Source organism: Trichocoleus sp. ST-U2, assembly GCF_039961875.1.
GTDB lineage: Bacteria > Cyanobacteriota > Cyanobacteriia > Cyanobacteriales > FACHB-T130 > FACHB-T130.
Genome location: NZ_JAMPJY010000001.1, coordinates 65,018 through 77,265, shown reverse-complemented (window position 1 = coordinate 77,265; position 12,248 = coordinate 65,018). Strand labels below are relative to the sequence as shown.

Here is a 12,248-nt window from a genome sequence, read left to right as displayed (position 1 = left end):
GAGTTTTAAATTTTAAGTTTTGAATTAAAGAATTTTCTTGTAATTCATCACTCATCACTCATCACTCTTACAATCCATTACCCATTCTCCAAAATTAGGGCATTTCACTAAGCATCCAATATTGATTGAGCGTTGCCACTACCTCCACGAATTTAGCAAATGTTACGGGTTTGACAATATAACCCGCTACATTGAGATTGTAGGCTTCCACCTTGTCTTTATCTTCATTGGAAGTCGTTAGTACAATCACTGGAATTGCTCGAAGTTCTGGGTCTGCCCGCAATTCCCGTAAAAATTCAATTCCACCCATTTTGGGCATATTCAAGTCGAGTAAGACCAGCCGCCGCTCTCGCGGAACCTTTGTTGAATCGTCAGTCCCCCGCAACATAGCTAGTGCTTCTAGCCCGTTATTGGCGACATAGAAGGGATTTTGAATATTATTTTTTTTGAATGCCCGTTTTACGGTCATCACATCAACTTCGTCGTCATCAACTAGCAAAAGGTTTGTCATCTTATCTACCATGATTTAAAAAACGATTGATTATTATTTTTTTATTCATTTTTTTATTAGTGATATCCATATCTAGACAAAAAGCGAATTGTTACTACTGGGTTGTTTGGGCCAGGTAAAGTAGAAAGTTGACCCTTGATTGACTTGAGATTCCAGGCGAATGGTTCCTCCTTTGTTTTCGATGATTTTCTTAACGATGGCGAGTCCCACGCCGGTGTTTTCTACCTTATCTCGTGCCTCTAGAGTTTGAAACATGACAAAAATTTTTTCATGATATTGCGGAGCGATCCCACACCCATCATCTGCCACGGCAAATTCATAGAATGTTTCTTTATCTTGTACTGATATAGTCGCGCTTCCATCCAACCGAGGGTGGTGTTTGAAGCAATTGCTGAGCAGATTTGCAAACACTTGTTCTAAGGGCAAGCGCTCGGTGTGGAAGGTAGGCATTCCGGGCTGGATGGTGATAGCGAACGTGGGTGGAGGTGCAAGCGTGTTGATAACTTCTGCCAGTAAGGTGTCAACGTCCACAAGATCCACAAAGGTCTTAACCCGCCCCACACGAGAATACTGCAAAAGACCGTTGATTAGAGCTTCCATCCGATGAACGCGCCCCCGCAGTAAATTCATATTCTGCTGGGTTTCCGGATTTAGAAAGTCGAGTAGGTCTTCTTCAATCCAAGTGGAGAGGTTAGCGATCGCTCTTAGAGGTGCCTTGAGATCGTGGGAAACAATATAAGCGAAGTGGTCGAGTTCGGCGTTGCGTTTTTCTAAAGCGGCGTTGGTTTTAGTGAGGATGTTACTCAGACGGGCTAATTCCGCCGCGCGATCGCGCAAAGCTTCTTCGGCAAATTTTCGCTCAGTAATGTCAATACACGAGCCAATATAACCCGCAAAACTCCCATCCGCCAAAAATCGCGGCGTTCCGGTATCTAAGACCCAGCGATACTGCCCATCTGCCCGCAACAGACGGTACTCCATTTGGAAATTTTTTTGGACATGAGAAGCCGCCCGATAAGTATCCAAACAGCGCGGCAAATCCTCTGGATGCACGCCTTCTGCCCAACCTTTGTCGAGTTCTTCCTCCAAGGTTCGCCCTCGGAAGCTCAGCCAACGCTGATTGAAGAAATGACACCGCCCATCCCGATCTGCCACCCATAACAAGACGGGGGCACTATCTGCCATCGTGCGGAAGCGTTCTTCGCTCTCCCGCAATGCCGCCTCCGTTCGCTGACGCTCTGCGAGTTCTTGTTGCAGCGTTTTAAACAGACCCGCGTTGTCAACAGCTAAAGCGGCGCGACGGGCAAGTTCGCAGGCAAAGGTCAGGTCAGCCTGACCGTAGCGACGACCCGACTCGGCTGAGGTAAAGGTAATTGCCCCCAAGGTGCGTCCGCGAGCTACCAGGGGCACCACCATTGCCGATGTAAAGCCTATCTGTCTCAAGATTTCTAGGTGTTCGGGATCGCGAGCCGCCTCTACCAGGAGGGAGTCGGGAACCTCCGCGTATAACTCCGCCTGACCCGTGCGTAAAACGTTGGGGAGACCATAAGATTCATCGGGATCGGGCGGGTAGCGCTCCTGCAATTGGTAAGCCCAATCGACCTTCGATGGATCTTGATGGACAACCGCCAGTCGGCGAATTGTTTGATTTTCGTCGAGCATATCGATAGAACACCAGTCAGCTAGCTGGGGAACTGCTAGATGAGCCAGGGTTTCTAAGGTGGTTTGATAGTCAAGGGAGCTAGTCAGGAGGGTCGTCGCTTCACCCAAAAAGCGCTGTTGTTCGCCAATTCGCTGGCGTAGCGTAGCGTGCCGATGGCTTTCGCTGATGTCCGTACCCACCCCAATCGTGCGTACTGCCTTGCCGGTTTCGTCGCACAAAACCTGACCTTTTCCAGAGATCCAGTGGATGCTACTGTCAGGCCAAACGATGCGAAATTCAAGCTCAAAATCAGTCTTCTGCTCGACTGACTGAGCGATCGCCTTTTTCAAGGAATCCCGATCCTCTGGATGCACGACTTCTAGGAAGGCGGCAAACGTACCGGCAAAAGTTCCGGGAAGTAAACCGTGCATGCGTTCTAGAGTCTCTGACCACGTCAGCTCCCCGGTGAGGATATTCCAGTCCCAGATCCCCATCCGTCCTGCCTCCAGGGACAATCGCAGTCGCTCCTCGCTCGTATGTAGCGCTGCTTGCGTTTGCTGCCGACTGGTAACATCCAGAACCAAAGATAACACTGACATCAAGCGACCCGATTCATCTAGCAAAGCAGAGTTGTACCACTCGCAGTAGACAATCGAGCCATCTTTTGTATAGTTACGGTTTTGGGACACGCTGCGCCCTTCGCTGCCTTTGAGCAACCGTCCGATCTCATCATTGACTGCTGCTACATCTTCAGGGTAGATAAATTGCCATTCCTGAGGATGTTTACCCGTTACTTCGGCGCTTCCCCATCCGAAGAGCGCTTCAGCTTCCCGCGACCACCTCGCCACTCGAAAGTTGCTGTCCCACTCGATGAGTGCTAAGGGTGAGTTTTCTAGATGGAAGTTGAGTTTTTGCAGTTCATCTCCCGATGCCGTTGGAGTTGGCTGTAAGAAGCCGCGATCGCTGAGCATTTCCTCCCAGGAGCGATCGCGGCTTCGGTCTGGCGTTTTTAGAGACATCTGAGGATAATTGCTAACAGCACTACTCAGCTTCGTTTCCAAAACGGAATTTTCGCTTGGGCTTCCCGCCTCTGGGTACTTTTTTACATTGGCGAAAGCCGCTAAAACAGCGCTCCACAGACCGAGTTTCGTGCCACCATACCAGATGCCCACCAATATGGCAGCAAAAAGTATTAGAAAAGGAGTTTCTTTTCCACCAGTTAGAATGTTTAGAATCAGTTTAATTAGCAGTGCTAGTGTCACCGCTAATAGAGCGATACCGTAACGCATTACCTGGAAGCCTACCCCTGGCAAAAGTTTCATCCTTCTAAACACAAATTGCCATAAAACCACTTTCTCAGGCATCAACCACTAGGAAGGTGATCGATTGCCTAGGGTTTTCCGCTGTGTTCAGTCGGATTGCATCCAGTATTATAGAACTCGCTCCAGAAAGTCCGCGCAATTGAGTTGGAGTGGCGATCGCGTGTCTTCGGAGCGAGGCATTAGCCTAGCGCTGGCTTGTCAATTCGCGCCAGAGTTTTTGTAGTTGCTTTTTAGTAGAATCAACCCTGACGTAGCATCAGCCATAGGGACGATTATAGAGATTCGGCATCTACAATTTGCACCGTTACTCTATCGAATCTAAATTAAGGAATCCTTACTAAAGGCTTGAATTTAAAAAAAAAGTTTAAGTTTTAACGAAAGTAAAAAAGTAAGTTTTAGTACCAATCGAAGATTTAAAACTCGCATTAGATGCAGACCAAAAGTTTTTGGATTGGTACTTTTGTACGCCTAAGCAAGGATGGTTTTGTTTATCGCAGTTCTCTCTTGAGTGCAAGAAGGAACCTCACCCCCAGCCCCTCGACCTTCACGGAGAGGGGAGAAGATTGAACGCCTCTGGGATGTTTAGACGCGCTTTCAACCGCCAGCTTAAGACGGGTGCCTGAGATGAGTTTAGGTACTCAGAACCGATTTCGACCAGGTAAAGCGAAAGGTTGCTCCTTTGCCTGCTTGAGATTCTACCCAGATGGTTCCTCCTTGGGTTTCAACGATTTTTTTGACCAGGGTTAGACCGATGCCCGTGTTTTCGACGATATCGCGAGCTTGTAAAGTCTCAAAGATGGCAAAAACCTTCTCGTGATATTCGGGGGCAATTCCTGGCCCGTTATCTGCCACGGCAAACTCATAAAAGTTACTTTGGTCTTGAACAGATATTGTCACTTGTCCCTCTGTTTGGGGGTTGTGTTTAATCGCGTTGCTAATCAGATTGGCAAACACCTGTTGTAGGGGCAAGCGTTCGGTGCGTAGGGTAGGCATTGCAGGGCTTACGACAATGGTAAAAGCCGGTGGCGGTGCCAGGGTGTCAATGACCTCTGCGAGAAGTTTTTCCACATCCACCCATTCCACAGACGCCTTTATGCGCCCAACGCGGGAATATTGAAGGACACCATTGATCAGCGCTTCCATACGATGGACGCGCGATCGCATTAAGTCTAGATTGTGCCTAGTTTCTTCAGTCAGTTGGTCGGAGATGTCTTCTTCAATCCAAGTGGAGAGATTAGCGATCGCTCTGAGCGGTGCTTTGAGGTCGTGGGAGACAATATAGGCAAACTGATCGAGTTCTTGGTTGCGTTTCTCTAGAGCAATATTGGTTTGGGCAAGGATGGCGCTTAAGCGGGCTAATTCCCCTGCACGCGATCGCAAATCTTCTTCTGCTTGTTTGCGTTCGGTGATGTCGCTGTTGATTTCCAGGGTCGCTAAGGGTTCGCCCTCATTGTCTGTCTGCAATGTCCATCGGCTAGAAACCCGAATCTGCGTACCATCGCGCTTGGTGTCGAGCAGTTCACCTTTCCAGTAACCGTCGTGAAGAAACATTTCGTCGATTTCTTCGATATTAGGGGGAAATTCGGTTCTCAAGAGTTCGTGGGCGTATTGACCGAGGGCTTCTTTCTTTGTCCAACCGTACAGCCGTTCTGCCCCCAGATTCCAATAAGTAATCCGATCGTCGCGATCGCGCACCAAAATCGCGTCATTTGCCAGATCCAGCAATGTCGCTTGTTTTCGCAGCATTTCCTCAGCTTGCTGGCGATCCGTAATGTCCCGCATAATCCCAATCAGCAAGCGCTGATTGTAAGAATGTATCTCGCTAAACGCTAACTCCATTGGGAACGTGGTGCCATTCTTGCGGCGTCCTACCGTTTCTTGCAGTTGCCGCATTTTGACTGGGTTGTTGCCCACAAAGTGGTTGAGCGCCTGGATGCTATCACCGCTGAAGGGCTGCGCCACCAAGAGTTTCAGGTTTTTGCCAATCGCTTCGGCGGGTTCGTACCCAAACATCAAGGTAGCAGCTTGATTAAAAGACTCAATATGACCTTGATCGTTGATAGTGATAATCCCATCTACCACATTGTCTAAAATGGCGCGGATGCGAATGTTACTTTCACGCAAACCCGTTTGTTGTCCTGCCAGTTCCCGGTCGAGCTGATCGAACAGATACACCGCTGCTAGCGATCCCAGAAGACCGAGTGTTGCTGTGGCGCTGAGTACGCCAATGGTAATTCGCTGCTGATGCTTTAAGTCTCGGCTGCGCTGGTCAAGCAAACGAGCTTCCTCGGCGGAGAACAGGGCAATTTGCCGACGAATGGCATCCATCGTGGTTTTGGCTTGAGGCTCCAATCGGAAACTGCCAGCATTTCCCTGCTTGACGACTTTTATCCGAGCCACATTCTGGTTCATTATGCTGACTTTTTGCCGTACCAGCGTTTGAAGCTGCTGGACTCGTTGCATCTGTTGCGGCTTATCTTTGACGGAATTATCCAGTTCTTTGAGGAATTGAGGAATGCTTGCGATCGCTGCGTTATAAGGTTCTAGATATTCCGGGCGATAAGTTAAGGCATAACCCCGAACCCCTGTTTCGGCATCCACTATCGCTGTGAGCAAGCGATTGGCTTGTAATAGCACCTTCTGCGTTTTGTCAACATAATTTTGCGCCGTTGCAGTACTGCGTTGCAGCCCAGCAAATACCACCACCGACGTTAAAAGACACATGATCGGGATGGCGATGATCAGGGCACCTCGCCGACGCACGGGAAGATCGGACCAAAGAAGGTGTAGGTATTGAGTTCCAGAAGGAGCCATTGCAAGCTTTGACTTTTAGCTTAAGCTTTTAGCTTAACGAACTTGGGTGCTGTCCCAGTGAAAGTGTAGATGGTGGCTGATAACGAGTGAGTGGCTACTGATGGAGAAAGCGATCGCCCAACTTGCCAAGTCCAAAGCCGACACAATCCGGTTCTGTAACAGGTACAGTCCTGGGATCGGGGTGTAACTGAACGAGCTATCTATGCTCGCTGCTTCGGCTCTAGATGGTTTGGCAAAGAGATTCCTTTAAAGAATTCTCCAGCCCGGATGATTCTCATGCTGCCAACCCGGTATACTCATACCAGCGGTAGTTGAACTCTGGGCTGCTCGTGCTCCCATTGGCAAGTAAAAATCTGAGATTCTGCTGTCTGCCACGTCTGGTGATGTTGAGCAAGGCATTTTCCCAGTTCAGCCACCTGACTCAACCAGAGAAACCGCCTTGTGCGCTCCAGCAGAAAGGTAAAATCCAGATGGTTAGTGGTTTGTTGCAGTTATCGATTGTACACTCGTACTAAAATTGACCAATTGCCAAACTGTCCCCTTTAAAAGACTGCCGCGCTCAAGCTTTGGTTTATGGTTAGGTTTGCCATGTCCCCGCCAGTAAAAATATCACCTCAAACAGATGAGGAGGGTATAAATTACTAATACTAGAACACGCAAAGAATGGCAGTAGATTGACGACTGCAAACTCTTTAGGAAATCTTTATTTTTAGAAAGTCCATAGAATTGCAAAGTGTGGAAGAGAAGATGAGTCAAATTCGCGTCGCTTTAATTGAAGACCACGACCTGACTAGGGTCGGCATCCGGACAGCGCTGCAACAGCGCGGGGAAATTGAATTTGTAGGTGAAGCCGCCAATGCCACTGAAGGTCTGAAATTACTGGAAACGACCAAGCCAGATGTGGCGATTGTCGATATTGGCCTGCCCGATATGGACGGAATTGAATTGACGAGGACGTTTAGGGAATGGCAGGCGGCTTCGGAGGATGGGGGTCATACCAAGATACTGGTGTTGACTTTACAAGATGACGAAGAAGCGGTATTGGCGGCATTTGCAGCAGGTGCAGATTCCTACTGCATGAAAAACATTAGTTTTGATAAGTTGCTCGAAGCGCTGCAAGTGACGCACGAAGGCAACGGCTGGATCGACCCAGCGATCGCCCGGATTGTCTTGCAGCAAACTCGATCTAGTCAGACAGGATTGGATCAAGCAGCCATATCCAAAACGGTGATTATCAATGCCACCGAACCGGAATACAGCCAGCTAATTGAAGCTTATCCGCTGACGGAACGGGAATTAGAAGTTTTGCAGCTGATTGTTGAAGGGTGCAGCAATGCCGCGATCGCGGAAAAGCTCTACATCACTGTCGGAACTGTCAAAACCCACGTCCGGAATATTTTGAACAAGCTGTGTGCCGATGACCGCACCCAAGCGGCGGTGCGTGCTCTACGCTCTGGCTTAGTCGGATAAATACCTTTGCTTGTGGAGGATCGGGCGCTCGGTATGAGTTGACTTCTGCTTGGCTTGACATCGGTGAACCCTCTGTAGCTGCCACAACCTGGCAGCTATGCTCGCCTCTATATCCTGGCAGCGGTATTTAACCCGTAGTCAGTTGGTCGAGTAACAAACCTTAGTCAATGGGCGTCTCAGAATGCCCTCAAAGCTGTTATTCTATCGAATCATCAATCAGCAGCATCACGAGAAATAAAAGCGAGAACCGGATTTTGCTCCGGGAATGCGATATGCAGGCAAGGGATGAGGAGTGAAAATCCCCTCAAGCTGTCGATGATCTAATTAAGCGGGAAGCGGAGTGTGCCGATGAGTCAGGCAGAAGGGAGCAAACTCAAACTGATGGTGGTTGATGACGAGCATGACAACCTAGATTTACTTTATCGGACATTTCGGCGAGATTTTCGCGTCTTCAAAGCCGACAGTGCCTTCAGCGCCATTCAAGTTTTGGACACGGAAGGGGAAATGGCTGTGATTATTTCTGACCAGCGCATGCCCCAAATGAATGGAACCGAATTTTTAAGTAAAACAGTTGAGCGCTTTCCCGATACCATCCGGATTCTCCTAACCGGCTACACGGATGTCGAAGATTTAGTCGATGCGATTAACTCCGGTCAGGTGTTTAAGTACATCACCAAACCCTGGAACCCGGAGAACTTAAAAGCAGTGGTTCAACAAGCCGCGGAAACTTACCGCGTGCTGAAACAAAGGACGAACGAACTGCGCCGCGCCTTGCGCCGAGAAGAACTCTTGAATGCGGTGACAACGGCAATTCGGGAGTCGCTAGATTACCAGAGTATGCTGCAAACCGTTGCCAATACCATTGGGCAAGCTTTTGAGGCGAGTTATTGCGTTCTGCGACCCGTAGAGAGCGATCGCTTGACCAGCGAAATTTTTTTCTATCCAACTCCAAATGAGCCGAGCGAGGATACAGAACCCCCAGTACCGGAACACGACTCAGACTCCTTACTCCAAGCAGCCCTGGAAAGTCGTAAGATCCAACTTGCCCAAGGCGAACAAGAGGGAAGGCGTTCCACTCAGTTAGGAGTGCCGCTGATCTTCCAGCAGCAGGTGTTAGCGGTTCTCTGCCTCTATCAAGAAAATAGCGATCGCCTCTGGGCACCCGACGAAGTTCAGCTGATAGAAGGCGTCGCCGAACAAGCCGCTTTGGCGCTTTCTCAGGCTAAACTCTACCAGCGCACGCAGCAGCAAGCTCAGCAAATGCGTGCCGAACTAGAAGTCGCTCGTCAAATTCAAAATAACCTCCTCCGCCAAAGTTGGCCTGAAGTAGAAGGGATGCAGGTGCAAGCCTGCTGCGTCGCTGCTAGAGAAGTGGGGGGTGATTTTTTTGAAGTGTACGTCCATCCTCAAGGCGATGTTTGGCTGGCAGTGGGAGATGTCTCTGGGAAAGGCGTCCCAGCGGCTCTATTTATGGCAAGTGCAATTTCTATTCTGCGCCGGGAACTCGCTCAGGAAATTTCTCCGGAGCCAGATGTCGTCATGCGGAATCTTAACAGCATTATGTCCAACGATCTCGTCAGCACCAACTGCTTTATCACGATGGTGCTGGCTCGTTATACCCCAGCAACTCAAGAGTTGGTATATGCTAATGCCGGTCACATCTATCCCTTAGTCTGGTCTAATCGGGAAGTCGTGCAACAAAGAGCGGCACCTACTTCAGACTCGGCGCTGGAACCAAATTTTCTCAAGACTCGCGGCATCCCTTTGGGAATTTTACCCATCTGGAAAGCCAAGCAGGGGCAACTGACCTTAAATTCAGGTGAAATTCTGCTACTGACGAGCGACGGGATTACCGAGGCGACTGTCACCCAAGAAAGTAGCCTTCGACATACTGCTTCGGAGATCGCGCCGACGGCAGAAGTTACCACTGGCAGCTTTGAAGGTACGAGTAGTATGCTGACACAAGATGGGCTTTGGAAACTTGTATGCCTTGAGCCAGTACCTTTCGATTTGAATAACTTACTCGCGCGGATTCGAGAACACACCAATAACGTTCAGGAAGACGACCAAACTATACTCTCTCTGGAGGTTCTTTAAGTACATGAAAACGGAGCTGCACATACCAAGTGATTTGAAGTTTTTAACAATTGTTGAAAGCTGGCTACTGGGATGTTTGGAAGTCGAACTGACCGACTCGGTGGATTGGCCTCGTCAATCGAATCGCTTGCGATTGGCTTTGGTGGAAGCATACTCGAATGTGGTGCGTCATGCTCATAAGGAGCAACCAAATTTGCCCGTGCTAATTCGCCTAGAACTAAAAAATCGGGATATTGCTCTCGAAATTTGGGATCACGGTCAGGGATTTGACTTATCAACTTATCTCCCGCCTACCCCGAATGATAAACAGGAAAGCGGTTATGGGTGGCTGATTATGAATAGGTTAATGGATCGAGTAGAGTATCGCTTACAAGTAAACGGTCGTAACTGTTTGAAGTTAGAAGCGAGTTTGCCAGAAGCGACAAAAGCATAGCATCGTGGGATTGATGGTTTTTTATGCCATCAGGGTGCCCAAAAAATAGACATAATTAGGAACCAAAGAGAGCTTTTAACCGGGTATTTTCTAACCTCATGAGCTGGATAGCCTGAGGTTTTTTAATAGGAACCAGCACATCGATCTAGGCGAGCCGGGTCAATGGAGTGGCATCGCCTCTTTTTGTTAAAAAAAGTAAAGCGAATAGCGATCGTTTTACAGGAAATTTATAAGTTTCACAAAGAAGAGTTGACTTATAAAATGACTCGATCCCAGGTTTAGCCTGGGATCGAGGTAAAAATCCTTATCTAAGCGCGTAATCAACGGCGTAAGTTCAGTAACTCTTGGGGAGATGCTAATAGTTTGATCCGGGTAAAAATAATTTGACGCTGTGGATTGAGGATAAATATCCAGGAGACATTGACTCCAAAAACGGGAGTTTGTACCTTACCGCTAACCTGAATCTGCGTGTTGCCATCTTCTAGAGTTTCGGCAATTCCTTCACGGGGGGAGAGAGTCATGGCCTTGGCTTCTGCTTGCAGGTAAGATGCGATCGCATCATGTCCCACAATCGGCGACTCAAATGGGGGATTCATTTCCCCATCCTCTGCAAATAAAGCAGCAGTTGCCTCAAAGTCGCCTGCATTCATCGTTTCAAAATAGCGCAGCACGACAGGCTCTGTTATTCCGGCAATTGTCAGCTCGGTGGTGGATTCAGATTCGGAAGTTAAAACTAGATCGTCAGATGGTGTCATGGCATTTCCTGCAAACCACACCGATTAGTATTAAACAAAACAGCAGGTTCGCACCTGCGCTTCTGGAGGGATTGTTCAGAACTTTCCTGCTTTTGCATCTGTGTTGCGGCGGTTTCAACCGCTAGGTGCAAAACCGAAATCCGAGAAACTATAATGATTCGAGTCACGTGCGATCGCCATCAAACCTTGTGAAAGTACCCATCAGTAGTCGCGAAGTGAAGCAAAAAGCCTTTGAGTTGGGATTCCACAAGGCAGGAATCGCGGCTGTAGATGGGGCAGAAGTGGAAGTACAGCGGTTGCAGGCATGGCTGGCACAAGGCTATCAGGCGGACATGGAATGGATGGCGAATCCTAAGCGGCAAGATATCCATCGAGTCATGCCAGAAGTGCGATCGCTAATTTGTGTGGTCCTCAACTATTACACGCCTCACCAGCGTCCCGAAGGTAAGGAATACGCCAAAATCTCCCGCTATGGCTGGGGAAGGGATTATCACAAGATCCTGCATAAAAAGCTGAAAGCACTCACCACTTGGCTGCAAGAGCAGGGAGAAGGCATCTCTGCGCGTTACTATGCTGATACTGGCCCCGTGCAAGATAAAGTTTGGGCACAGCAAGCTGGAATTGGTTGGATTGCCAAGAATGGAAATGTCATTACGCGCAAGTATGGTTCTTGGGTATTTTTAGGGGAAGTATTGACCAACCTCGACTTAACGCCTGACTTGCCCCATACTGAACACTGTGGCACTTGTACTCGTTGTATCGATGCTTGTCCCACGGGTGCAATTACCCAGCCCTTTGTTGTAGACGCTAATCGGTGCATCGCTTACCACACAATTGAGAATCGGGCTGAAAACTTACCAGATGCGCTAAGCGAAGCGAAACCGTTAGCGAAGCAGGACGGAGTGGCAGCGATCGCATCTCCTCTGCAAGGCTGGGTTGCTGGTTGCGATATCTGCCAGGATGTTTGCCCTTGGAATCAGCGTTTTGCTCAGCCTACGGATGTTGCCGATTTTCAGCCGTATTCTGGCAATGTAGCTCCCCTTCTAAGCGAATTAGCGGAAATTTCCGATGAAGAGTGGGATCGTCGGTTTCCCGCCTCAGCGCTGCGGCGGATAAAACCGGAGATGTTGCGGCGCAATGCTAGGGCAAATTTGGAAGCAAAAGCACCACTCGACGTATGACATAGCGCCAGCAAGTAGGCACT

Annotated in this window: 8 protein-coding genes; 4 read left to right on the top strand and 4 right to left on the bottom strand. The window is 48.9% G+C overall.

The features are described 5' to 3' along the window. Positions 1–94: 94 nt before the first annotated feature. From NC996_RS00305 to NC996_RS00295, 3 genes are all read right to left on the bottom strand, one after another. Positions 95–523 carry a response regulator gene (locus NC996_RS00305; protein WP_190683155.1) on the bottom strand — a complete coding sequence of 143 codons (429 nt, stop codon included), beginning with the start codon at positions 521–523 and terminating at the stop codon, positions 95–97. 60 nt (positions 524–583) lie between these two features. After that, positions 584–3,475 (bottom strand): PAS domain-containing protein, encoded by a 2,892-nt coding sequence (locus NC996_RS00300; RefSeq protein ID WP_190683152.1) that lies wholly within the window; start codon positions 3,473–3,475, stop codon positions 584–586. Between the two features lie 630 nt (positions 3,476–4,105). Continuing rightward, on the bottom strand, positions 4,106–6,289 hold the full coding sequence (locus NC996_RS00295; protein ID WP_190683149.1) for a PAS domain S-box protein: 2,184 nt from the start codon (positions 6,287–6,289) through the stop codon (positions 4,106–4,108). Positions 6,290–7,036: 747 nt separating this feature from the next. On the opposite strand from NC996_RS00295, the gene NC996_RS00290 reads away from it, so the two are divergent. The 3 genes from NC996_RS00290 to NC996_RS00280 all read left to right on the top strand — a co-directional run bounded on the left by NC996_RS00290 (position 7,037) and on the right by NC996_RS00280 (position 10,289). Beyond that, positions 7,037–7,759 carry a response regulator transcription factor gene (locus tag NC996_RS00290; RefSeq protein ID WP_190524996.1) on the top strand — a complete coding sequence of 241 codons (723 nt, stop codon included), beginning with the start codon at positions 7,037–7,039 and terminating at the stop codon, positions 7,757–7,759. 348 nt (positions 7,760–8,107) lie between these two features. After that, positions 8,108–9,856: a SpoIIE family protein phosphatase gene (locus NC996_RS00285; protein ID WP_190427441.1), complete on the top strand. Its 1,749-nt coding sequence runs from the start codon at positions 8,108–8,110 to the stop codon at positions 9,854–9,856. 4 nt (positions 9,857–9,860) lie between these two features. After that, positions 9,861–10,289 carry an anti-sigma regulatory factor gene (locus NC996_RS00280; protein ID WP_190413607.1) on the top strand — a complete coding sequence of 143 codons (429 nt, stop codon included), beginning with the start codon at positions 9,861–9,863 and terminating at the stop codon, positions 10,287–10,289. 320 nt (positions 10,290–10,609) lie between these two features. Here NC996_RS00280 and NC996_RS00275 read toward each other — a convergent pair whose 3' ends face one another. Further along, positions 10,610–11,044 carry a ketosteroid isomerase family protein gene (locus NC996_RS00275; RefSeq protein WP_190683145.1) on the bottom strand — a complete coding sequence of 145 codons (435 nt, stop codon included), beginning with the start codon at positions 11,042–11,044 and terminating at the stop codon, positions 10,610–10,612. 188 nt (positions 11,045–11,232) lie between these two features. Between NC996_RS00275 and queG the strand changes: the two genes are divergently transcribed. After that, positions 11,233–12,225: a tRNA epoxyqueuosine(34) reductase QueG gene (gene queG / locus NC996_RS00270; protein WP_190683142.1), complete on the top strand. Its 993-nt coding sequence runs from the start codon at positions 11,233–11,235 to the stop codon at positions 12,223–12,225. The last annotated feature ends 23 nt before the right edge of the window (positions 12,226–12,248 follow it).